Here is a 22,874-nt window from a genome sequence, read left to right on the forward strand (position 1 = left end):
GGAGTCCGCATGAATTCACCCACCCGGCCCGTCTCGCTACCCGGCGCGGCGGCACTCATCGCAGCGTTCATCATCACGGTGCTGTTTCTGTCCGGCCTCTTCGTGCAGATGACGAAGTTCTCGCTAAACCCGCAGATGCTGGCTTTCCAACTGGCCAGTTACATCCAGAACCTGGTGTTTCGAACCGGCCTGGTTTATCTGATTGTTCGATGGCACGGGGAGCATCGCGATCAGCTTGCATTCCGTCGCCCAGCGAGGCTGCTCGCGAGCTATGCGTTGTGCCTGCTGGTCTGGCAGATCGCACAGATATTCATCATCCAGGCGGTGGTGCTGAGTCTGGTCGGCAACGGCACCCATCTGACGGCCATCGTGAATCTCATCGCGCCGGTGAGCGCTGCCCTTTATGCATGCGTGGCCTGGTTCGCATGGTGGCTCGTCACGCGCATGTTTCGCAACGATGCGTTACCCGAGGCGCCGCGAGATCGCGCAGCGCGGTCCATTGCCGGTCTCGCGGCGTGGCTGTTCGCCAGCGTATGTCTGCTCTTGATGACGACGACGGTGCCGATGTTGCTCGACTATTTTGACGACGACCTTGCGCGCATGATGTTCGGCTACGTTGGCGCGGTTGCCGTTCCCGCAGCATTGGTCTTTGCGGGAGCGCGACTCGGCCTGCCTCGCGATCTCGTGCGACTGCACGGCTGGCGTCTGCTGGGCGCGTCGCTTGCGGCGATGGCATCCACCTCGATGGTGTTCTATTTCGCGGTGCAGTTGCTTGGCGGCATGCTGAGGGCGCGCGTGTTGTCCGGAATGATGGCGATCGTTGTTCTTGGCGGTGTCTTTGTGGCTTGTTGGGTGTGGTTCCGCGTGTTCTACGCGTCCGTGAGCCGCGACACGGTCGAAACGCCGCAGGGCATGCCGTCGCCGTAGCTTCAGGTGGTAGCGCGCGAGTACGGGCTCGTCGTGATCGAAGAGGAACTGGAACTCGTCGATTGGTTGGCACGGGTTGTCGATCGACTTGCCTTCGACGAGCAGTGCCTGCGACACGTATTCGAGGTCGCACGACGGGAACGGCTTCGGGCGGGCGCAAGCGCCCGCGACGGAAAGAAGCAGGCTACTCGCGACGCAACGTTTCAAGCACCGCCGCTGATGGCTGCCGGCCAGCGGCGGCATCATCACCTTTCGACCGCAGCCCGGGCATCATGCCGACAACAAAGTCGATGAACGCTCTCACCTTGGCCGGCACGTGATTCCGGCTGGGATAGTAGACGTAAAGCGGGAACGTCTCGTCGCACCAGTCCGTCAGAACCGGCTCCAGCGCACCCGCCCGCAGGTGGGTGTCGATCCCGAGGTCGATTATCTGCGCGATCCCGTAGCCTGCAAGGCAGGCACCGATCTTGGTTCCCGCATCCGTGACCATCAGCTTCCCGCCGACTGCCACCTTCACTTTCTCGCTGCCACGCCAGAACTCCCAATCGAAGGGTCTGCCGGTAGCCGGATCGATGGCCAGGATGCATTCATGGCCATCGTCGACCAGATCCTGCGGCGACGTCGGCCGACCGCGTTGCTCCAGGTACGACGGTGCGGCCACGGTCAGGACCCGCGGACTGTACAGCCTGCGGCAGACCAGGGTTGAAACGGTTGGCGGTCCGAATCGGATGGCGAGATCGAAGCCGTCGCTGATCAGGTCCGAGAGGTCGTTCCGGGTCTCCAGCTTCACGTGAAGCGCAGGGTGATCCTTCATGAACTGGGCCAGCTCCGGCGCGAGCACCAGGCGGGCGAACACGGCATCGCACGCCACACGAAGCGTTCCGTTGACGATCGAGGTCTGGTGAGAGGCGCCGGCGGTCGCTTCTTCAATCCCCTGGAGTAACGGCAGCACCTTGGACAGCAGCGCGTGGCCGGCGTCCGTCACTTCGACGTGCCGGCTGGTGCGATGCACGAGCTTCGCGCGCAGGCGGTCCTCCAGTCGCTGGATAGCGCGACTGACCGCCGGCTGGGTTTTGCCGAGACGAGATGCAGCACGGCCGAAGCTCCCGGATTCGGCGATGGCTGCCAGAACGAGCAAGCCGCCGACGAGCCCTCCATCGAGGTCTTCCATGATCCATGTGTTCCTGTAATGGCAGCGATAACCGGATCGCCGTAGCCGAAGGCGGAGAGGAGCGCTCACTATACGAGCCGTTCACTATCGAGGAAAGCCAGCCATGACCCAGACCCAAGCCGTCACCGCTTTGATCGACGATTATTTCAATTTGGCTTATGAGCCGAAGAGCCGTGACTTCGACACGATCTTTCACCCGAGCTGCTTGATTCAGTGGGTGGATGAAGGCCAGTTGCGCACCCTGTCGTCGCAGGAGTATGCGGCGCTGATCAACGGCAGGCAGAGTCCCCGATCGACTGGCGCGCCCAGAGATGAGGCGATCCTCTCGATGGCGCATGTCTCGGACGGCCTTTCAACGGCGACGGTGCGGGTGCGGATCGGAAGCAGGCTGTTCAACGATCACTTCGTCATGCATAAGATCGAGGGAAGCTGGCTGATCGCTACCAAGGCATCCGCGATAGTGCGTACGTTCGACTGAAGTGCTGCTCGGCGGATGCGCATCAATGTCCGGATTCGTGAGTGCGCGACAGCATGCACGCAAACGCCGACGAACGAAAAAAGACGGTCAATACGGCGCACGGTAGCCGTCGGCGCGGATGCGCCGGCGACACCGCCCGCTACGCCTACACCCACGCAACATCCTGCTTCAAATGCTCCACCCGCTGCGGCCGCTGATACAGGTAGCCCTGCGCATACTGAATCCCGACCGTATGCAGCGCGCGATGCTGCACTTCGGTCTCCACACCTTCCGCGATGATCTTCAGGTCGTAGTGATGCGCCACGGACGCGATCCCTTCGATCAACCCGGCATTCCCGCCGTTCAGTTGCGACACGAACTGGCGATCGATCTTCACGTAGTCGAACGGAAAGCGCGACAGCAAGTCGAGATTGCTGTGATGCGTGCCGAAATCGTCGATCGCGAACTTCGCGCCTTTTGCGCGCAGCGCATGGAAGATCGCGGTGGTCCGCGCGTTCTTCTCGAGCAGGATGCGCTCGGTCACTTCGAGCACCAGCGTAAAGCCCGGCGGCAGCGCGCGGATCGCCTCCTCGACGACGGACACGAACCGCGTGCGCTCGAGATCCTTCGGCGCGATGTTGATGGCGATGCGCAGCGGCACGGATGGCGTCAGCGCGGACAATTCCGACACGGCTGTCCGCAGCACGAATTCGGTCACTTTCGGCAATACCGCACTCGACTCAACCTGCGGGATGAACACGGCCGGGCTGATGGCCCCCCACTTGGGATGCTGCCAGCGCAGCAGCGCCTCGACGCCGACGGTCCGGCGCGTCTCGACATCGACGATCGGCTGGTACACGACATGGAGCTCGTCGCGCCTGAGCGCGTTGCGCACGGCCTTCAGCAGCAGCCGGCGCGGTGCCATCGCCAGCAGGTAGGCTGCCATCACGAGGCCGTCCGCCAGCAGCACGATCGTGATGCCGATCAGCCGATAGTGCTGCCGGATCTGCGACGCATAGTGCGTGGAGGCGGCCACCCGCACCGTGAACGGCCAGCGGGGCGACACGATCGTGCTTCCGCCGGTGGGTTCCGTGGCCGACTCCGGTGAAAACTTCCCATGTTGATCGAGATGGCCCGACCCGGCGATCGACAGCGTCGCGGTTTCCGTCCCGTAGCGGGCGCCGTGTGCGAGCGCGTCGGCCACGTAGTCGCCTTCGATCAGGTAGAGCACACCCGCGCCGGGCGCGGTGGCATAGAACACGGGCAGTACCGGGATGCCCTGCTGGAACGGCGTCTGGCGCAGCAGCGTGACGAGCGTCGATCCCGGTTCCGGCTCGTGGGTGTACGCGCCGAGCGGCAAGTCGATCGCCCCCAGCGCCGACGAGCACATGACGCGGCCGTCGTGCACCAGCGCAACGGCGCGCAGGTAGCGCAGCCGCGTGCCGATCTCGGCGAGCGTCCGGAAGACCGTTGCGCACGGCCGCCCGACGAGCGCGGTCAGTTCGTCCACATGCCGCAGGCGCGCACCGTCGAGGATGCGGTCCACCGAGGCTGCGATGTCGGTCGCGACCACGTGTTCATGCTCGGTGACGGTGTCGCGCGCGTAGCGGTCGGCAAGCACGAGCGCGCATGCCGGCACGAGCACGCAAACGATTACGGCAACGAAAAAGACGATTCGCGGCCACGCACCGCTGTGCTGGAAAACTGCCTTCGAGCCTGGCGTGAACGCCGACATTCCCGCGGTCGCCTTTGGTGTTGTTTGCAGAGAGAGGCAAGTCGAACCGGTCGGCACACGAACGGCGCGCACGCGTCATGCCAGGGTCGGGCGATGCGTTGTGCGCGCCGGTATCGCGGCGATGCGATCGATTCTACGGTCGCGACGGGTATATGCGGCAGCCCCGTTGCAATCGGCCATTTATTTCGGAGGCTTGCCTCTATAAACATGTGCATACGGCGCATGTATATTGACGTAGCACACCGAAAAAAACCCCGGCCGCATGGTCTTGCGGCCGGGACTAAAAACACCGTCTCTTTGGCACGAGGATGGTGCGCGGCAAGTATAAGATGTGAAGAGAGATTACGAAATATTGTTATTCAACTATTGGTGTAATTTTGTCATTGTGTCTCGACAGGAAACATTCTTTCGGGATGCTGTCTTCGTCGACCTGCCGGCGGCCGGTGATCGGTCGCCGCGCGAGTCGGTCGCGCGTCTCGCCGGAGCTTCGGGATGGCAGAAAATACCGTGCCCACGGTCATCGTGACCGATGGTGCAGCCGCGGCCGATGGCGGTTCGCTGTGGATCCGGATCGACGTGAACGGGCAGGCCCGCAATTACGCGCTCGACCGCGCGCTCGCTTCACGCGGGACGCCGCGCTACAACACCATCAGCGGCGCACATGGGCCGCTTTCGAAAGGTGAGCGAAAGGAATTGCTCGTGCTGTTGCGCAGCATTGCGGACCCTGCGATGTGGGCCGGCATGGTCGGCACGTTCATACAGGTGCTGCAGGCGTCTGAAGGTGAGTGAACGATACGGTGCCGGCGCGTCGCACGGGCCGCGATTCAGAAATCGTTGCGCATCTTGCGCAGCAGGTCACCGCCCGACTGGTGCGTGTCCACTGCGGTGAGCACATCGGTCAGGAACCACGGCAGGTTCAACTGCGTATTGGAATCGCTGACGCATACGCGGATCGGCGGCGCCTTCGATGGCGAGCGGGTGTCGTGTGTGGCGTCGCGGGACGGCACGCAGTTTTTTGCGTGCGCTTGAACGGGAGCCGGCTCGGCGCTGCCGGATGGTGCACCGGCGGCGGCCGGCAAGCTGACGGCGGCCAGCAGGGTCAGGACAGCGGCAATCGCAATGCGTTTCATGGGATTCTCCGGCGATGCTCGTTCGACCGCGCGCGCGGAGGCGAGTTCGTCGACGGCACGCATGCGCGCTGCGCTCAGCCGCGCACGACGTTCGCGGCCCGCGCAGGTTGCCGGCTGCGCCACTGCTGCGGCGATTCGCCGGTCCAGCGCCGAAAGGCGCGCGTAAATGCGCTGTGTTCGGAATAGCCGAGCAGCCACGCGACCTCCGCGAGTGTCAGCCGCGGATCGTTCAGGTGGTCGATCGCGAGCCGCCGTCGCGTGTCCTCGCGCAGTATCCGGAAGTTGAGCCCGAGTTCGGCAAGCCGACGATGCAGCGTGCGCGACGATACATGCAGGTCCGCAGCAATCTGCTCGATGCTCGCTTCGCCCTGCGTCAGCAGGCGCGCAACGGCTTCGCGCACCGACTGTTCGAGATCGTCCGTCTGCCGCAACTCGGCAAGCAGCACACTGGCCTGGCGTTCCATCATCTGCAGCAGCGCATCATCCGGTTGGCGCAGCGGCTGCGTGAGCAGGTGCAACGGGAACGCGAGGCGGTTCACCGGCTGGCCGAACCGCACCGGGCAGCCGAAATAGTCGACGTACGGCTGTTCGTCGGCGGGTGACGGGTGCATGAAGCAGACCTCGTCGGGCCCGTGACGCGTGCCGGTGATATTGCGCGCGAACTGGACGATGGCCGTGAGCGCCACTTCGTCGACGAGCGGGCCGAGCGGCTCGGGCGCGTCGTGCCATTCGATCGAGACCGATGTCGCCTCGACCCGCACTTCCATGCGCGCGACGTTCGCGATCAGGTGTTCGTATTGCTGCCAGCGTGCGAGTGCGGCGCCGGCATCGCGACAGGCATGCAACGCATAGCCAAGCGCACCGAGATGAGCGGGCGTGATGCGCTGGCCGACATGCAGGCCGAGCAGCGGATCGTCGAGCGCGCGCACCGCGCATTCGAGCAGGCGCCGCCAGTGCGCGCTCGCGTACAGCGTGAGCCCGCGATCGTCCTCGGGTGGCCTCGCCTCGCCGAGGACACGCGCGGCATCCTTGCCCTGCTCGGACAGATAGTCGAACAGCAGCCGCACGTAGGTGCTCGAGTAGTAGACGCGCTGCGTCGATAGCGGGGAGGCGGCGGGCATGGCGGAAAGTGTCAAGTAATCGTCGGCAAGTGTCAACGCGGGTCGACCCGTGCGCGACCATACTGCCGGTCAGTTCTTGATCGAGGCCGCGAACATGCCGACCGAGTTGATGACGTGGCTCCATGCGTTCCTGGGTAACGACGTGGACTGGAAGCAGGTGCTGCTGATCGGCATGACGCCGGTCTTCCTGATCGCGTTCGCGATCGAATACGCGGTGATGACCGGGCGCGGCCGCCGCGAGCCGTTTCGCTGGAAGGAGATCGTCGCGAACCTGTCGCTCGGCGCGGGTTATCAGGTGGCCGAGACCGTGATGGGGCTGCTGTTCACGGGCGCGATTTTCGCGTGGGTGTATCGGCACCGCCTGTTCGACGTGCCGGTGAACGGCCTCACGATCGTGCCGATCTTCGTCGTCGTGGAATTCTGCTACTACTGGTTTCATCGCACGTCACACCGCGTGCGCTGGTTCTGGGCCGCGCACGTGCCGCATCACAGCGGCGAAGTGATGAACTTCACGACGGCGATGCGGCAGTCGCTGCTGAACGCGTTCGTCGGCGTGTTCGTGTTCTACCTGCCGCCGGTGTGGCTCGGCATCCCGCCCGCGGTCGTGTTGTTCCTGCTCGCGGTCGATCTCGCATACCAGTACTTCGTGCATACCGAAGCGATCGAACGGTTGCCGCGCTGGTTCGAGTACGTGTTCGACACGCCGTCGAACCATCGCGCGCATCACGGCCGCAATCCGCGTTACATCGACAGGAACTACGGCGGCGTGCTGATCATCTTCGATCGCCTGTTCGGCACGTATGTCGAGGAGACGGAGCCGGTCGACTACGGGATCACGCAGCAGATTCGTTCGTACAACTTCCTGGTGTTGAACCTGCATGAATTCGTCGACATGTGGCGCGACGTGTTCGCACCCGGTCCCGTCGTGCAACGGCTGAAACACCTGTGGATGCCGCCGGAATGGGAGCGGCCGGGGCATCGACCGATTCATACGTGGAGTGTCGAGCGCAAGGGCGAGGAGGACGCCGCGGCAGCATCGCGTGCCATGCCTGACGAGGGGGCGCCAGCGCAAGGGCGCAAGATCGTACAAGCCACGGGGACGCGATCCGGCTAACCTGCACGTTTTCCTCGGCGAAAGGCACGGCAGGCAATGACGAAGAAAGTATTCTGGGACGATCCCTACCGGACCACGCTGGATACCGTCGTCAGCCACGTCGACGGCGACCGCGTGCAGGTGGACGAAACCATCTTCTTTGCGTTTTCGGGCGGGCAGGAAAGCGACGCGGGATCACTGGGCGGCTATCCGGTCATCCAGGCCGACAAGCAGGGCCTCGACATCGTCTATACGCTGCCGCACGATCATGCGCTGAGCGTCGGCGATCGCGTGACCTGGCGCATCGACTGGGCACGGCGGTACCGGCTGATGCGTCTGCATTTCGCGGCAGAAATGGTGCTGCAGCTGGTCTATCGGCTCAGGCCCGGCATCGAGCGCATCGGTGCGCATATCGGACAGGACAAGGCGCGCATCGACTTCGCGAGCGACACGAGCGTGGCGCCGCTGTTTCCCGAGATCGAATCGGCCGCGGCCGATCTGTCGAAGCGCGACCTGCGCATCGTGACCGACTTCAGCGATGTCGACGCGCAACGCAGGTTCTGGACGGTCGATGGCTTCGCGACGATGGCGTGCGGCGGCACGCATCCGGCGTCGACCGGCGAGATCGGCATGCTGACGCTCAAGCGCAGGAATACCGGTAAGGGCAAGGAGCGGATCGAGGTGATGCTGGTCGAGCCGGAGATGGCCGGCGGGCATCGGGCCGGGCAGGTTGCGTGATCCTCGGACGGGCACGCTCGAAAGGCTGAACGCCGTCGCCGATACGCGATTCGGCAAAGCCTGTGTTCTGCGCATGTATATTGGCGATCCATGCATCGAATGGCCAGCGATTTCGCGTGGCTCCGTTTGCAGGTCACGCTGCGCACGCATCGCCCGCTATTCGGGTCGCGGCGCTCGCGGTGAAACTTCCCGCGCAAGCATAACAACAGCGAACATTCCGAGCCCGCGCATGAGCGATACCGAGATCGTATTTCAATTGACCGTGGAAGACCTGGTCCACGCTTACCGCCTGAACCTTTGGCGCAGATACAACTGGAAATATCTGCTCAAGTCGTTTGCGATCATCGTGATCGTGTACGTCGTGCTTTTTTTCGGCGGTTTCCGGGTGGTTAACGGCGCCTGGCTGGACTGGCGCAATGTCTGGTGGATCGCGGGAATCGCGGCGGTGGTCACGATCGGCGTGCCGCTGGTCGGCCATCTGATGTTGCGTCGTGCCGCTCGCAAGATCTACAGCCAGCAAAAGGCACTCCATCAGCCGCACACAGTCGACTGGCGCAGCGAATGCTTCATCGTCGAATCCCCGACCTCACGCGAGGAACTTCGCTTTGCCGATCTCATTCACTGGAGCGAGGATCGAGACGTGATCCTGCTTTATCAGTCGGGGGTGATGTTCCGCCTCATACCGAAGCGGGTGCTGGCGGAGTCGCAGGTGGCTCTCCTGCACCAGACGCTGGTCCGGAACGGCGTCCGCAAGATCTGACGGGCAGCCACGCGCACGTCGACACGCGGACGCGGTGCTGCGCCCGGGTGTCGAACCGGGCACGGCACGGGATGCGCGTGCCGCCTCACCTCATTGATACCCGTAACACTGCTTCAACCCCGCGTAGTCATAGAAGTGGCTGCCCGGCGCGATCTTCGCGCCGTCGCACGCGGCCTGGAAATCCGTTTCGCGCTCGTTGTACAGCATCTTCACGATGAGGCGCGAGCCGTTGCGATAGACATCCCACTGCATGTTCGCGGCCATCGGCGACACCTGATCGCCGCGCCACGGGTTGTTCGCATACGTGTAGGTCTGCGCCTGCGGCGTCGGCACGAACACGTTCTTCAGGTTCATGATCGACGCGAACGGAATCACGATCTCCGCGTGCGTGAAGCGCAGCTTCGCGGCGCGGGTCAGGTCGCCGCGCGCGATCGCGTCGACTTCGCCGAAGAAATCGTCCTGCAGCACCTTCGCCATCCGGTACGTGACGGGGTTCGCTTCCTGGATGCCGGGCCCCTTCTGGTAGTAGTCCTCGGCATCCTGCAGATACGCGAGATACTGCGCCTGCTCCGCGCCGATGTACTTCTCCATCGTGACGCCGCCGGTTTCCGCCGTCATCGCTGGCGCGACCTGCAGCAGGTTGTACAGCACGTTCACTGCATCGACGGCCGTCGCGATCTTCGTCTTGCCGTCGCCCTTCAGCGTGTTGGTGAACTTGCCGTCCGCCGACGTGAACGCATAGGTGCCCGTGTTCGCGAACGTGTAGCCGTTGGTGCCGAGCTTCGCGACGAATGCCTGCGACACGAGCGCGGACAGCACCGTCTGCGCGACGTCGGCCGCCTGCGGCGCGGCCTTGATTGCGTTGAGCTTCGCGGCCACCGTCGCGTCGCTCGCATAGGCCTGGTATGCCTGGCTCGCCTGGTAGGTCGCGTAGTACGGATTGCCCGTATCGGTCACGAGATCGGTGGCCGGCTTCAGCGAGTGGAAATACAGCAGGAAGCGATTAGTGCCGGCCGGCTGCGCGACCGGCGCGTTCGCGGGATAGCCGGACGGCGCGGCGGGCAGCGTGATCGCCGTGGCCAGCGCCGGCTGCGCGGCCACGAGCGACGCGGAGAAATACGTCGAGCTGTCGACCGCGCGATCCTGGCCCGAGTTGACGACGACGACCTGCCGGTTGCCGGCCGCGAACAGGGCGGGCAGCCGCTGCGCGAGACGTGCGGCGAGCTGCTGGTGTTCGCGGATGCCGGTTTGCGTGAGGTTGCCGTACCCGGGCGTCGAGATGCCCGCCACGCCATAGCCGAGCAGCGCATTGGCCTTCATCATCGCGTACGTGTCGGCCTTGAGCTGCGCGCCGAGCGCGGTCAGTGCGCCGTCGGCCTCGGCCTTGACCAGCATCGCGTAGATCGCGCCGTCGTACTTGAAGCCAGACAGCCCGCGCGAGCCGTGGCGCGCGACGAGTTCGGTATAGACGGGCGCGTAGCCGGCGGGCGGCGCTTCGTACGTCGCGGCATCCTGCTGCGGGCGGTACGGCGTCTTCGTCTGGTAGTAGGTCGCGGGTGTCGGCTTGGGCTGAGGCTGCGGCTGCGGTGCGGGCGTCGAGCCGCTGTTGTCGGCAGAAGCCGCGGGCGGTGTCGAGTCGTCGCCGCCGCAAGCGGCGAGCAGCAGGCAGGAAACGACGAGGGCGGTGGCGGTGCGGATCGGGCGTGTCATCGTGGCGTGCAACGGGCGGGACGATGCAGGATCGCGTCGTCCCGTCTCCGGGAGAGATCGGTCAAGCCCGGAAGTGTTGCAAGCGACTTTGACAGTAGAATGTCAGGATTCGGTCGGGCAATCGTCGGATTGCCGCCGGATCGAGGCCGGCCGGCCACTGCCGGCCCGTGTGCCGGCGTTCAGTGCAGGCCGGCCGATGCGATCGAGCGCACGGTGTCGGTGATGTTCACGCAGCGCGACAGGCCGAAATGCTCGGCTTCGCGCCGCTCCGGTTCGCTGCTCGCAATCGCCACCGCGCGTTCGGGCGGCACGCCGAGTGCCTGCAGCGCGACGTCGAAAGGATGCTGGTTTGATCCGGAGTCCTGCTGATTGGCGTCCGTGACGACGACCGAGAAGCGGTCGAGATTCGCGCGGCCGAACTGGCCTTCGAACATGTCGCTGAGCCGTGCGGCCGGCAGCGTCGTGACGAGACCGAGTCGATATCCTTCTTCCGATGCTCGGTCGAGCCACTGGATGATCGCGTCGCGTTGATGGCGCGATTCATGCGAATCCGGTGTTGCTTCGATTTGCGCGAATGCTGCGTCGAGACGGGTGACGATGGCTTCGATAACCACGGTAATTCCTCTTCAGAGACGTGATGATCCGTTCGCCGACGGGAATGCCACACACCTTAGCGTCGATCCCGAAATCGCGACCAATTAATATTTATATCCGACCCATACGATTTGACTAATGAATGGGGTGGCGAGCCAATGTGGGCGCGGGATGCGTGTCGTACGGCCTGTTCCGCGCGCATCGCATCGTATCGACGGCCTTCGATGTGATGCACCAGATTCGCGCACACGTTGAATGCACCGCACATGTGCATATGAAAAAACGGCATATCGAGCGAAGCACGCCCGATATGCCGTCTTGCGATGGCGCGTGTGAACCGGCGCGATCAGTGCAGCTTGATCGACGGCTGGTTGCGGCTTTGCAGCCAGTGGCTCAGCGACTGGAACAGCGCACGCTTCACGCCGACCACGCTGAACAGGTGCTTGCGATACAGGAACTTGTACAGCCCGATCGCCGCAAGCCCGTCGACGATCAGCGAGCGTGAACGCACGCTGATGTCGGCCTGGTACACGGCGCCCGCATGCCCGAGCGACACGACGGTGCCCGCATCGCGGAACGTGAAGCCGGCCACCGGCTTGCCGGCGACGCGCCGCGCGAACGCGTTGACCAGGTACACGGCCTGCTGATACGCGACCTGCGCGCGCGGCGGCAGGAACCCGTTTGCACCGGCCGTCGGGCAGGCGGCGCAGTCGCCGAACGCATACACGTGCGGATCGTCCGGCGTCTGCAGCGTATCGGTCACGATCACCTGGTTCGAACGGTTGAGCGCGATGTCGCCGATCTGCCGCAGGAACGCGGGGCCTGCCACGCCGGCCGCCCAGATTGTGATGTCGCTCGCGAGCCGTTCGCCGGTCGAGGTCGTCACGGCATCCGCGCCGACTTCCGCGACGCGGGTATCGGTCAGCACGTCGACGTTCAGCGCGCGAAGCTGCGCGTGCATCTTGCCGGACAGCCGCTCGTCGAGCGCCGGCAGGATGCGCGGGCCGCCTTCGATCAGCCGGATGTGCACGTCGCGTGCGGACACCAGCGCCTTGAAGCGGTACGTCGTCAACTGCTGGATCGAATCCCGCAATGCCGCTGCCAGCTCGACGCCCGTCGCGCCCGCACCGATCACGTTGATGCAGATCGGCGCCGCGCGCCGCGCGGGCTGCTGCTCGGCCAGGTGATTCGCCTTCGTGCAGGCCGCGAGAAACTTCCGCCGGAAATCCTCGGCCTGGTCGAGGTTTTCGAGCGGCAGCGCGTGGCGCGCCGCACCCGGCACATTGAAGAAGTTGGTCACGCTGCCGACGGCGAGCACGAGATCGTCATAGTCGAGCTCGCGCTGCGGCAGGATTTCCGTGCCGTCCGCGTCCTGCACGGCCGCGATCGTTGCGGTGCGTGCCGTGCGGTCGACCTGTTGCAGCGCGCCCTGCACGAAGCGGAAACCGTGGCGCTTCGCTTGCGCCGCGTATTCGATCGTGTGCGATGCCGGGTCGCGATGGCCCGAGGCGGCTTCGTGCAGCAGCGGCTTCCAGAAGTGCGTGGGGTAGCGGTCGACGAGCACGACTTCGGCTTGCCCGCGGCGTCCGACCGTATCGCCGAGACGCGTGGCGAGGTGCAGGCCGCCGGCGCCGCCGCCGACGATCACGATGCGCGGCAGGCGCGATGCGCGGTCCGTTGCAAGGTTGGGCGTGGTGTTGTCCATGTTGGGCTCCCGCTTTAATGACGATTCGGATGACATTGCTCAAGAACCGACGATATAGTTTCGAACCCACACGAACAATTTAATGTTTATAAGCGACTCATATGTATTCACTTATAGGAAAGACCGCGACGTTCCGGCAGCTGAAGGCGCTGGACATGATTGCGCGGCTCGGCAGCGTGTCGCGGGCGGCCGAGGAACTGAACCTGACGCAGCCCGCCGTGTCGCTGCAGGTTCGCCTGCTCGAGGAGGCGGTGGGCGCCGCGCTGCTGCAGCGGGTGGGGCGCGGCGTGCAGCTGACCGCGGCCGGCGAGATCGTGTCGCGCTACGCGCGCGAGATCCTGCATCTGTGGAGCGAGGCCGGTGACGAAGTGGCAGCGCTGACGGGCGATCTCGGCGGTACGTTGCGAATCGGCGCGATCACGACGGCCGAGTACCTGATTCCGCCGCTGCTCGTGAAATTCACCGCGACGCGTCCGCATGTGAAGACTTATTTCAAGGTTGGAAATCGCGACGACATCATCCGCATGCTCGCGACGCATGAAATCGATCTCGCGGTGATGGGCAGCGCGCCGAAGGAACTGCGCACGCACGCGGTCGAGTTCGCGAAGCATCCGATGGTGTTCGTCGCGGCGCCCGGCCATCCGCTGATGCAGCGCAAGCGTGTCGCGCTGAAGGATCTCGAATCCGCGCACCTGCTTGTGCGCGAACGCGGCGCGGGTACACGCTCGACCGTCGAGAGCCTGTTCAAGAACGGGGGTTACCGGTTCCATGTGGGCTCCGAACTGTCGAGCAACGAGGCCATCAAGCAGATGGCCGAAGCCGGGCTCGGCGTTGCGTTCCTGTCGTTGCACGCGTGTGCACTCGAACTGCGCACCGGGCTGCTCGGGCAACTGCCGTTCCCCGGCAACCCGATCGAGCGGGAATGGTATGTGGTCACGCTCGCCGACCGGCGGATTTCGCAGGTCACGGGGCTGTTCCGCGACTTCCTGATCAAGCAGGGCGCACCGGTGATCGACGGCGCGACGGTGGCGCCGCATGAACGGCGGCGCAAGTAGGTGGCGCAAGTAGGTGGTGCAAGTAGGTGGCGCAATGAGTCGGGCGACGCCGCCGCGTGGCCGGTCAGACGAGCCCGAAGTCGTCGTTGCTGTCGGGGATCGACGCGAGCAGCCGTTCGAGCCGGTACCAGCCGACGATGCGCAGGCACCAGGCGGCGAACGTGGTGCGATTGCTGCGGGAGCGGGGGCCGGATGAAGGGTGGGTGGTGGCGGGCGACGGCGCGGTGAGCGCGGTGCGTTGCACAAGGCACTGATGGGGCATGACGGTCTCCGTAGGTGTCGGATGAGGCCATCGTAAGCGGCGCGGCGCTCGCCGGCGCACACGCAAGGATGGCCCTGAGCAGAAACGGATGATCTTTTTCTGCTCGACCCGGGCGGGCCACCGGCCGGCCCGGCAGACGGTCCGAAAACGCGTCACAATGCGCGTTCGACATCCCCATCGACTGGAGGAAGGCCATGAGCGATGCGATTCTCGCGGCGCCGACGGACAACGGCGTCCCGGTCAGCCTGCGCTCGAGCCGCGGGCTTGGCTGGCAGGGCTTCGGCGCGTCGCTGCTGGAAATCCGCGCGGGCACCTACCGGATTCCGGCGGCCGAGCATCACCGGATCGGCGTGCATATCGGGTCGCCCGTTCGCGCGGATTGCGTGTGCGACGGCGAGCGCGTGTCGCGCATCCAGGCGCATGGCGACGTCGACGTGATTCCGGCGGGCCTGCCCGGCCAGTGGACCGACAGCGCCGACTGCCAGATCCTCCATATCGCGCTCAGCGACACGTTCGTGCGGCGGACCGTCGAACAGCTCGAACTGAAGCCGTCGCAGGGGCAGATCCGCCGCCGGCTGCAGGTGCGTGACCCGCGCCTGCAGCACATCGCATGGGCGATGGCCGCCGAACTCGAAGCGGAAGACGCGTCGGATCCGCTCTATGCGGAAAGCCTGTGCACCGCGCTCGTCGCGCGGCTGGTCGATGGCCAGCCGGCGTTCCGCGAGCGCCGCCGCACGCTCGCGCCGAAGGCGGCCGCGCGCGTGATCGACTATGTCGAAGCGAACCTCGACCGGCGCATGACGCTGGCCGAACTCGCGGCGCTCGTGTCGATCAGCGTGCCGCATTTCAAGGTGCTGTTCCGCGAAACGCTCGGGATGCCGGTGCACCAGTACGTCGTGCGGCGCCGGGTCGAGCGCGCGAAGGCGTTGCTGCTCGAAGGCCGGCTCAGCATCAGCCAGATCGCGCTCGAAGCCGGGTTCGCACACCAGAGCCACATGGCGAACTGGATGAATCGCGTGCTGGGGGCGACGCCGACCGAGATTGCGCGGTCGGGGGGGCGGGGTGGGCTGCGGCTCGCGTATGACGGTGAGGGCAGCGGGAGCGGGGCGTAGCGAAGTGATGGCATCGCGGAGGATGTGAGTTGTCGCGTTAGATTCCGGGGCGATTCTCTCCAGCAGGCTGCTGGACAATTGTCGCGCGCGCCCTCATCCGGAAAGCGCCTCATCGGCGAGCCTGCTGACGCGCAACGCATTGAGCGTGAGCGACGCATCGATCGAGGGTGTGCCGTTGCTCGTCGTCGGTAGAGCGTCAGATTCGAAGCGACTGGCGAGGCAGCGGGCGACTCGCATGGCCGCCGCCTCTCTCCAATCGATCATCCTTTCCTGCTGTATTCATCCCTCCCTGCGCGCCGTTCCCGTCGCGCAAACCGACAATCACCCCACCTTCATCCCCTCAGGAGCGAATCGTGTTCGTGATCTTCGGTGCATCCGGCAACGTCGGCCAGTCGACCGTGACGGCCTTGCGCAACGCCGGCCATCCCGTGCGCGCGGTGTTGCGCGACGCACGCCATCGTGAGCATTTCGCGCAGCTCGGCTGCGACGTCGTGATCGCGGAGCTGACGGACGCGAACGCGGTCGCAGCGGCAATCGACGGCGCGCGGGCCGTCCAGATACTGTGCCCGGTACCTGTCGCCGACCCCGATCCGGCCGCGACGATGACGCGGACGATCGACGTCGCGACCGCCGCGCTCGCCGCCAACCCGCCGCCGGTGCTGCTCGCGCTGTCGGACTACGGTGCGGAGCGCGACGGCAATACGGGTATCACCCGGCTGTTTCATCACTTCGAGGAACGGCTGCGGACGATCCCGACGCACGTGACGCTGCTGCGCTCGGCCGAGCATCTGCAGAACTGGACGCGCATCCTGCCGGTTGCGCTCGGCACCGGCGTGCTGCCGAGCTTTCACCATCCGGTCGGCAAGGTGTTCCCGACGGTCTGGGCGCCCGATGTGGGCGTCGTCGCGGCGCGGCTGCTGCTCGATGCGCCGGAAGGCGGCAACGGGCCGCGCATCGTCAGTGTCGAAGGGCCGCGACGGGTGAGCGTGACGGCGATTGCCGATACGCTCGGCGCGGCGGCCGGCCGCGCGATCGTCGCGCATGAACTTCCGCGCGACACGTGGGTGGCGACGCTGCTGCGTGCGGGTCTCAGCGAACGCCATGCGCAGTTGATCGTCGATCTCTACGACGTGCACAACGCCGGGCAGATCGACGTCGAGGCGGGTGTGTCGGAGCGGCTTTACGGCACGACGACGCTGACCGACGCGCTCGCGCAACTGGTGCGCCAGCACGCGCGGTAACAGCGGTGGCGACCCGCATTGCGCATCACGCCGGTCGCCGCACCTTGTTCAGTACCGCATATGAAAGCGACCCGATCACGATCCCCCAGAACGCGGAGCCGAGCCCAAGCCACGTCATGCCCGACGCGGTCGCGAGGAACGTGATCAGCGACGCTTCGCGGTGGTTCTCGTCCTCGAAGATCCCGTGTACGTTCGCGCCGATCGCACCGATCAGCGCGAGCCCCGCGAGGATTGCGACGAACGCCTTCGGCAGCGCGAAGAACACCGCGACGATCGAGCCCGCGAAGAGTCCGCCGAGCAGGTAGATTGCCCCGTTCGCGAGCCCGGCGACGTAGCGCCGGTCCGGATCCTCGTGCGCATCCTTGCCGGTGCACAGCGCGGCCGTGATCGCCGCGACGACGATCGTGATCCCGCCGAAGCACGCGACCACGAGCGACATCACGCTGGTCGCCGTGATGATCGGACGCGCGGGGGTGTGATAGCCGGACACGCGCAGGATCGTCATGCCCGGCAGGAACTGGCCGGTGAGGCTGACGACGACGAGCGGCAGCGCGAGGCTGAGCGTCGTGCCGAGCGTCCATTCGGGCGTGATGAAAATCGGGTGCGCGAGGCTCGCCGACACGTTGCCGAGATGCGTCATCCCGAGCAGCGTCGCCAGCACGGCGCCCGTCAGCAAGACGAGCACGATGCTGTAGCGCGGCAGCAGGCGCTTGAAGATCACGTAGGCCGCGATCATCCCGAACGCGAGCGCGGGCTGCTCCGACGCGGCAGCGAACGCATGCGTGCCGAACGGCAGCAGGATGCCGGCCATCATCCCGCACGCGATGCCGCGCGGAATGTGGCGCACGAGCCGGTCGAAATAGCCGGTCACGCCGATCAGCAGGATGATCAGCGCAGCCGTGATGTACGCGCCGACGGCCTGGTTGAGCGTCAGTTGTGGAAACAGGCCGACGAGCAGCGCGGTGCCGGGCGCCGACCACGCAGTGATGACCGGCACCTTCAGCTTCCAGCTCGCGAACAGGCCCGATACGCCCGCGCCGATCGAGATCGCCCAGACCCACGACGACACCATCGCGTTCGACGCATGCGCCGCCTGCGCGGCCTGGAAGAAGATCGCGAGCGGGCCCGCGTAAGAAATCAGTACCGCGAGAAAGCCCGCGGTAATCGCGGAAACGGACCAGTCGTTGCCGATCGCGCGGATTGCGCCGGGCGGGGTGTTCGGTTGCATCGTCGTGGGGGAGTGCGGCGCGCGGCCGGGAGCAGAGCCGGGGCGAATGATTGTTGGAAGCCCCGGACGAGCCGTCATTCTGGGCATTGCCGGCGTAATTGGCAATGCGCGGGTGTCCGTCAAATTGTCGGCATTTCGTAAGAAATATGCCGCTGAGCGGACGAATCGTAGGCTTCGCCGAACGTCACGTACTGATCTGCACCACCTTGTCGACTACCGCCACCTTCACGCCGCTCCCCGTCGACAACGACGCCGTGCCCTGATCGAACGGATGCACGGGCGTATCGGTCGGCGTCCACGCATGGCGCGCGAGCAGTTCGCGATACCCGCCGCGAATCACGAAGCCGCCGCACTTCCGCGCATACGCGTCGCGACGCATCCGGTACGCGCGCGGCAAGTCGTACCACGGCAGCTTCGGCAGGTCGTGATGGACGAGGTGATAGTTGTTGTTCAGGTACAGCAGCCGCATCGCGAAGCCGGCTTCATTGATCGCGATGCGCGCCTTCGGATGCGGCGCGGCACGATGCTCGTACAGCGAGCGGATCATCGCGATCGACAACGCGGGCCACGTGACCGCGAGCAGGTAATACCACCACGGCACGCCGATCGCCCATTGCAGCCACGCGAGCAGCGCAACCACGCAGGCGACGTGCATCGCCCACATCGGCAGATAGCGAAAGTCGCCGCGACGAAACGCAGCGCATGCATCGATGCCCATCGCAAAGATGCTCAACGGCGGCCCGGCGACGAATCGTCCGATGAAAGTCTTGCGTGCAACCGTCAGCACGCGGCGCCAGCGCGGCAACTGCGCCCAGCGTTCGCGCGTGACGTAGTTCGTTTCGGGATCGACGCCCGGCACGGTCAGGTCTTCGTCGCGGTGATGGTCGAGATGCGTGTCGCGATACAGCGTGTACGGATACCAGACCGTCAGCGGCGGATAGCCGAGCAGCTTGTTCACGCGCGCGGAGCGCGTCGGATGGCCGTGCAGCAGCTCGTGCTGCAGCGACAGATGCCACGCGCCGAGCAGGATCAGCGGCGGCGTCGCGGCCGCGAGCGACAGGGTGCCGTCGCGTACGAGCAGCAGCACGGCGAGCCAGCCGCCGTAGATCGCGACGACCAGCAGCCAGGTCGGCCACTCGGTGCGGGCGGTGAAGCGGGTGTCGAGCGCGGCGATCGCACGCGCGTGGTCGACGTCGAAGTATTCGGCCATGGCGTTGAGGCGGGATTGAATGGGCGGTGCGGGGAACGAGCGGTTGAACCGGTGCGCTCGGCCCGGGTGCGCAGGTGTCTCGCGGATCACGGTCGGCCTGTCCGTTATCACGTGCGATGGCGATGCTCGGGCAGGCATCACGACGGTACCGGGATCGCGCTGGGCGGCCAACCAATCGATTCGCATTTGCTTATCGTCGCGTGGCCGATAAGCTTCGGGCGCGCTGCGCCACGTTCGGCCCCCGTTTTGCCAAGATCGACTCAGATTCCGCTATGCGAGCGGCGATGCGTAGAATGCCCGCATGAACCCATGGATCGCAGTACTGCCGATGTACAACGTGACGCCGCGCCATGACGCGCTATGGCGCGCACTGCTGCGCGACGCGCTCGATGCGTTCGCGAACGCGGGTGGGCCCGTCGATGTCGCGCTTCCGGACGAATCGTTCGACGACCTGCACGCGCTATGGCAGCGCGACGATCTGCTGCTGTCGCAGACCTGCGGCTATCCGTACCGGATGCTGGGCTTGCGCGATGTCGTGCGACTGATCGCGACCCCCGTGTTCGATGCGGACGGCTGCCACGGCGCGCACTACAGCAGCGTGCTGGTCGTGTCGGCACGCGCGCATGCGGGCGGCGCGACGACGCTCGCCGCATGCCGGGGGCTGCGGGCCGCATTCAACGGCGGAGATTCGCACAGCGGGATGAGCGCGCTTCGGCATGCGGTTGCGCCGCATGCGCGCGACGGACGATTCTTCGGATCGGTCACGCCGTTCGGTTCGCATCTGAACGTGCTGCGTGCGCTGGCTTCAGATGAGGCCGATTGCGCGGCGATCGACTGCGTGACGTTCGCGTACGTGCGGGACGCACTGCCCGAATTGCTGAAGGACATCCGGATCATCGGTACGACGGCCGCTGCGCCGGGATTGCCGTTCATCGCATCGCACGCGCTGCCGGAAACGCAGGTCGCCGCGTTGCGGGACGCGCTCGATCACGCGGTCGCGGCCGATGCCGAGCGGGCGCGCGTACTGCGGCTGAAGGGATTCGAACGGTTGTCGTCAGGCGATTACGACACGATTGCGAGGTTCGAGCGCGAGGCGGCCGCGCACGGGTATCCCGCGCTGGCCTGAGCGCTACGAGCGCGCCGTGAAGCACTAGAACGGCAGCGTACCGGGCGGCGCGTTGCGCACGACGGCGAGCGTCGTGCCGATATGGTCTTCGAGCGCGAGCGCCGCGCGCGCATCGGCGCGCCGCATTGCGGCTTCGAACAGGCACGCATGCTCCGCATGCACGTCGCGCTTCGAATCGCCAAGCCCGATGCACACGCGCCGGTACCGTTCGCTTTGCTGCGACAGCATGCGCAGGATCAGGTAGGTCCACGGGGTCGCGGCCGCCGAGATCAGCGCTTCGTGAAAGCGCCGGTTGCATGCTTCCCACGCGGTGCGGTGCTCGATCGATACCGGCTGCTCCCAGGCCGACAGCATCTCGAAGCTTTGCCGCACCCGGTGTTCCCACGCATCGTCGCCGCGCCGCACGGATTCGCGCAGCGCATCGACCTCGATATGGATGCGCAGCCGCGTGATCGCTTCGAGATCGTCGACCGACATCGGCGTGACGCGAAACCCGCGCTGTCCTTCGGCGACGACCAGCGCATCGCTGACGAGCCGCGTGAGCGCCTCGCGCAGCGTGCCCGCGCCGACGCCGTACACGTTCTTCAGGTGCTCGACGCGCAGCTTCGCGCCGGGCGGGTAGTGCCCCTCGATGATGTGCTGGCGAAGCTGGTGGTACGCATGCTCGCTGAGCGTGCGCGCATGCGGTTCCACCGCGTCGTCGGCGGCCGGCTCGCTCGCGGGCGGGGTGTCGTCGGGCAGTGCGTTGGCGAACGGGTGGGCGGGCAGGATGGTGTTCATGTCACGTTTCCTCCTGATCCTGTTTGCGGTTGAGGCGATAGCTGAGCTGCGCGCGCGTCAGCCCGAGCAGGCGGGCGGCGGCCGACAGGTTGCCGTTCGCGCGATCGACGGCCTCGTGCAGCAGCGCGCGCTCGAGGCCGTCGAGCCCGCCGCCGCCCTGCAACTGGTCGAGGATCGTCGCGCAGTCGATCGACAGCGCGGCGGCCGGCTTGATCTGCCCCGCCCGGTCGACGGTTGCGCCGCCGGGCAGCCCGACGCCGGGGAACAGGTCCTTCGCGTCGACCGGCCGGTTCGGGCGCGACAGGATCACCGCGCGCTCGATCAGGTTTTCGAGCTCACGTACGTTGCCGGGCCACCGGTAGCCGCGCAGCGCGTCGTACGCATAGTCGGTCAGTGTGGGCGCCGGCTTGCCGTGCAGCGAGGCGAAGCGCTCCAGCATCGCGTCGGCGAGCAGCGCGATGTCGTCCTGCCGGTCGCGCAGCGGCGGAATCAGCACCGGGTAGACGTTGATCCGGTAGTAGAGGTCGGCGCGGAAGGTGCCGTCGCGCACGGCCTGTTCGAGATCGCGGTTGGTGGCCGCGACGACGCGCACATCCACCTTCCTGCTGTCGGTCGCGCCGAGCCGTTCGACCTCGCCCTCCTGAAGCACGCGCAGCAGCTTGGCCTGCACGTCGAGCGGCAACTCGCCGATCTCGTCCAGGAACAGCGTGCCGCCGTTCGCGCGCTCGAAGCGCCCGGCACGCGCGACCTGCGAGCCCGTGAATGCGCCTTTCTCCGCGCCGAACAGTTCCGACTCGATCAGCGCGTGCGGAATGGCCGCGCAGTTGATCGCGATGAACGGCTTCGCGGCGCGCGGGCTGAGGCTGTGCAGCGCGCGGGCGAAGCGCTCCTTGCCGACGCCCGTCTCGCCGGTGAGCAGCACGGCCACCTTGGTCGGCGCGGCCGTCTCCAGCAGCGCATAGGCGGCACGAAAGGCGTCGGAGCGCCCGACGAGCCGCGTGCGGTCATCGTCGGGCGCGATCTCGAGGCGCAGCGATTCGACCTCGGTCTGCAGGTCGCGGATCGTATTGATCAGCGAATCGGCCTTGAACCACGACGAGATTTCCTCGGCATCGGGCCATTCCTCGGCCGGCTTGCCGACGATCGTACAGTGCGGGTCCTGCATGCCGACGCAGCTCGTTTCCTTGAACAGGATCGTCCGGCCGATGAACGCGCTCGTATAGCCGGTTGCATAGCCGATCAGCATCCAGCACACCGGCTCGGGCTGCGGCCCGAACGTGCGGCGATGCACGTCGGCCTCCCATGAATGTTCCCAGCGGTATTCGCAATAGAACGCGCCCGTCGCGGGATCGGCCTCGAAGCGCAACGGCGTGACCTGCACGGCGCCTTCGAGCATGTGCAGTTGCGGGCCGACATGAAACATGTCGAACAGCGACGCGCCGCTGCGGATCTCGCGGGCGAGCGCGGCGTCCCGTTCGCCGGCGGCGAAGCCGACGCGCGTGAAGAAGCGCCGCGTCTGCGCGGGCCCGACGCTTTCCATCAACTCCTGGCGCAGCGTTGCCAGCGCGCCGGCGTGGAGCAGCACCATCCGCTGTCCGGCGAGCCAGATGCGGCCGTCGCTCGCCGAAAAATGGATCAGCTTGCGCAGGTCGGTGTCCGGCGGCAAGGGGGGCAGGCTGGGCCGCGTCATGTCTCCTCCGTCGAGATTTCTCGTGATTT

The 22,874-nt window shown here is 65.9% G+C and carries 22 protein-coding genes; 10 read left to right on the forward strand and 12 right to left on the reverse strand.

Annotated features, from left to right (window positions below):
- Positions 1–9 precede the first annotated feature (9 nt).
- On the forward strand, positions 10–927 hold the full coding sequence (locus G3O00_RS12235; RefSeq protein WP_206143101.1) for a hypothetical protein: 918 nt from the start codon (positions 10–12) through the stop codon (positions 925–927).
- Between the two features lie 184 nt (positions 928–1,111).
- Here G3O00_RS12235 and G3O00_RS12240 read toward each other — a convergent pair whose 3' ends face one another.
- A complete protein-coding gene (locus G3O00_RS12240) occupies positions 1,112–2,098 on the reverse strand; it encodes a LysR family transcriptional regulator (RefSeq protein WP_206143076.1) in 987 nt (328 codons plus the stop codon).
- A gap of 103 nt (positions 2,099–2,201) precedes the next feature.
- On the opposite strand from G3O00_RS12240, the gene G3O00_RS12245 reads away from it, so the two are divergent.
- Complete coding sequence (locus G3O00_RS12245) at positions 2,202–2,576, forward strand: nuclear transport factor 2 family protein (protein ID WP_206143077.1); 375 nt, start codon at positions 2,202–2,204, stop codon at positions 2,574–2,576.
- Between the two features lie 145 nt (positions 2,577–2,721).
- Here G3O00_RS12245 and G3O00_RS12250 read toward each other — a convergent pair whose 3' ends face one another.
- On the reverse strand, positions 2,722–4,290 hold the full coding sequence (locus tag G3O00_RS12250; protein ID WP_241025096.1) for an EAL domain-containing protein: 1,569 nt from the start codon (positions 4,288–4,290) through the stop codon (positions 2,722–2,724).
- A 492-nt stretch (positions 4,291–4,782) separates the two neighbouring features.
- On the opposite strand from G3O00_RS12250, the gene G3O00_RS12255 reads away from it, so the two are divergent.
- Positions 4,783–5,079, forward strand: coding sequence for a hypothetical protein (locus G3O00_RS12255; RefSeq protein ID WP_206143078.1), 297 nt, complete (start codon positions 4,783–4,785; stop codon positions 5,077–5,079).
- Positions 5,080–5,114: 35 nt separating this feature from the next.
- On the opposite strand, the gene G3O00_RS12260 is transcribed toward G3O00_RS12255, so the two are convergent.
- Both G3O00_RS12260 and G3O00_RS12265 read right to left on the reverse strand, forming a co-directional pair.
- The gene (locus tag G3O00_RS12260) at positions 5,115–5,420 is read right to left on the reverse strand and encodes a hypothetical protein (RefSeq protein WP_206143079.1); all 306 of its coding nucleotides are present in this window, start codon (positions 5,418–5,420) and stop codon (positions 5,115–5,117) included.
- A gap of 74 nt (positions 5,421–5,494) precedes the next feature.
- The gene (locus G3O00_RS12265) at positions 5,495–6,541 is read right to left on the reverse strand and encodes an AraC family transcriptional regulator (RefSeq protein ID WP_206143080.1); all 1,047 of its coding nucleotides are present in this window, start codon (positions 6,539–6,541) and stop codon (positions 5,495–5,497) included.
- 94 nt (positions 6,542–6,635) lie between these two features.
- On the opposite strand from G3O00_RS12265, the gene G3O00_RS12270 reads away from it, so the two are divergent.
- From G3O00_RS12270 to G3O00_RS12280, 3 genes are all read left to right on the forward strand, one after another.
- Positions 6,636–7,655: a sterol desaturase family protein gene (locus G3O00_RS12270; protein ID WP_206143100.1), complete on the forward strand. Its 1,020-nt coding sequence runs from the start codon at positions 6,636–6,638 to the stop codon at positions 7,653–7,655.
- Positions 7,656–7,691: 36 nt separating this feature from the next.
- On the forward strand, positions 7,692–8,372 hold the full coding sequence (locus G3O00_RS12275) for an alanyl-tRNA editing protein (protein WP_206143081.1): 681 nt from the start codon (positions 7,692–7,694) through the stop codon (positions 8,370–8,372).
- 229 nt (positions 8,373–8,601) lie between these two features.
- Positions 8,602–9,132 (forward strand): YcxB family protein, encoded by a 531-nt coding sequence (locus G3O00_RS12280; RefSeq protein ID WP_206143082.1) that lies wholly within the window; start codon positions 8,602–8,604, stop codon positions 9,130–9,132.
- A 90-nt stretch (positions 9,133–9,222) separates the two neighbouring features.
- Here G3O00_RS12280 and G3O00_RS12285 read toward each other — a convergent pair whose 3' ends face one another.
- From G3O00_RS12285 to G3O00_RS12295, 3 genes are all read right to left on the reverse strand, one after another.
- Complete coding sequence (locus G3O00_RS12285; RefSeq protein ID WP_206143083.1) at positions 9,223–10,842, reverse strand: histidine-type phosphatase; 1,620 nt, start codon at positions 10,840–10,842, stop codon at positions 9,223–9,225.
- Between the two features lie 179 nt (positions 10,843–11,021).
- On the reverse strand, positions 11,022–11,456 hold the full coding sequence (locus tag G3O00_RS12290) for a phosphatase (RefSeq protein ID WP_043178987.1): 435 nt from the start codon (positions 11,454–11,456) through the stop codon (positions 11,022–11,024).
- A gap of 326 nt (positions 11,457–11,782) precedes the next feature.
- Positions 11,783–13,141 carry an NAD(P)/FAD-dependent oxidoreductase gene (locus G3O00_RS12295; RefSeq protein ID WP_206143084.1) on the reverse strand — a complete coding sequence of 453 codons (1,359 nt, stop codon included), beginning with the start codon at positions 13,139–13,141 and terminating at the stop codon, positions 11,783–11,785.
- A 101-nt stretch (positions 13,142–13,242) separates the two neighbouring features.
- Between G3O00_RS12295 and G3O00_RS12300 the strand changes: the two genes are divergently transcribed.
- Positions 13,243–14,196 carry a LysR family transcriptional regulator gene (locus G3O00_RS12300; RefSeq protein ID WP_011356572.1) on the forward strand — a complete coding sequence of 318 codons (954 nt, stop codon included), beginning with the start codon at positions 13,243–13,245 and terminating at the stop codon, positions 14,194–14,196.
- Positions 14,197–14,260: 64 nt separating this feature from the next.
- Here the strand turns inward: G3O00_RS12300 and G3O00_RS12305 are convergent, their stop codons facing one another.
- Positions 14,261–14,458 carry a hypothetical protein gene (locus G3O00_RS12305; protein WP_206143085.1) on the reverse strand — a complete coding sequence of 66 codons (198 nt, stop codon included), beginning with the start codon at positions 14,456–14,458 and terminating at the stop codon, positions 14,261–14,263.
- 194 nt (positions 14,459–14,652) lie between these two features.
- Between G3O00_RS12305 and G3O00_RS12310 the strand changes: the two genes are divergently transcribed.
- Positions 14,653–15,570, forward strand: coding sequence for an AraC family transcriptional regulator (locus G3O00_RS12310; protein ID WP_206143086.1), 918 nt, complete (start codon positions 14,653–14,655; stop codon positions 15,568–15,570).
- Between the two features lie 353 nt (positions 15,571–15,923).
- The gene (locus G3O00_RS12315) at positions 15,924–16,811 is read left to right on the forward strand and encodes an NAD(P)H-binding protein (RefSeq protein WP_206143087.1); all 888 of its coding nucleotides are present in this window, start codon (positions 15,924–15,926) and stop codon (positions 16,809–16,811) included.
- 25 nt (positions 16,812–16,836) lie between these two features.
- On the opposite strand, the gene G3O00_RS12320 is transcribed toward G3O00_RS12315, so the two are convergent.
- Positions 16,837–18,039 carry a benzoate/H(+) symporter BenE family transporter gene (locus G3O00_RS12320; RefSeq protein WP_206143088.1) on the reverse strand — a complete coding sequence of 401 codons (1,203 nt, stop codon included), beginning with the start codon at positions 18,037–18,039 and terminating at the stop codon, positions 16,837–16,839.
- A 184-nt stretch (positions 18,040–18,223) separates the two neighbouring features.
- Positions 18,224–19,249: a fatty acid desaturase gene (locus G3O00_RS12325; RefSeq protein WP_206143089.1), complete on the reverse strand. Its 1,026-nt coding sequence runs from the start codon at positions 19,247–19,249 to the stop codon at positions 18,224–18,226.
- 301 nt (positions 19,250–19,550) lie between these two features.
- Here G3O00_RS12325 and G3O00_RS12330 point away from each other — a divergent pair, with 301 nt between their 5' ends.
- Positions 19,551–20,375 (forward strand): PhnD/SsuA/transferrin family substrate-binding protein, encoded by an 825-nt coding sequence (locus G3O00_RS12330; protein ID WP_206143090.1) that lies wholly within the window; start codon positions 19,551–19,553, stop codon positions 20,373–20,375.
- 24 nt (positions 20,376–20,399) lie between these two features.
- Here the strand turns inward: G3O00_RS12330 and G3O00_RS12335 are convergent, their stop codons facing one another.
- Both G3O00_RS12335 and G3O00_RS12340 read right to left on the reverse strand, forming a co-directional pair.
- Positions 20,400–21,155: a GntR family transcriptional regulator gene (locus G3O00_RS12335; protein ID WP_206143091.1), complete on the reverse strand. Its 756-nt coding sequence runs from the start codon at positions 21,153–21,155 to the stop codon at positions 20,400–20,402.
- Position 21,156: 1 nt separating this feature from the next.
- Positions 21,157–22,845 carry a sigma-54-dependent Fis family transcriptional regulator gene (locus G3O00_RS12340; RefSeq protein WP_206143092.1) on the reverse strand — a complete coding sequence of 563 codons (1,689 nt, stop codon included), beginning with the start codon at positions 22,843–22,845 and terminating at the stop codon, positions 21,157–21,159.
- Positions 22,846–22,874: the final 29 nt, after the last annotated feature.

Origin of the sequence: Burkholderia sp. Ac-20384, from assembly GCF_017104605.1 — a bacterium.
Lineage (GTDB): Bacteria > Pseudomonadota > Gammaproteobacteria > Burkholderiales > Burkholderiaceae > Burkholderia > Burkholderia lata.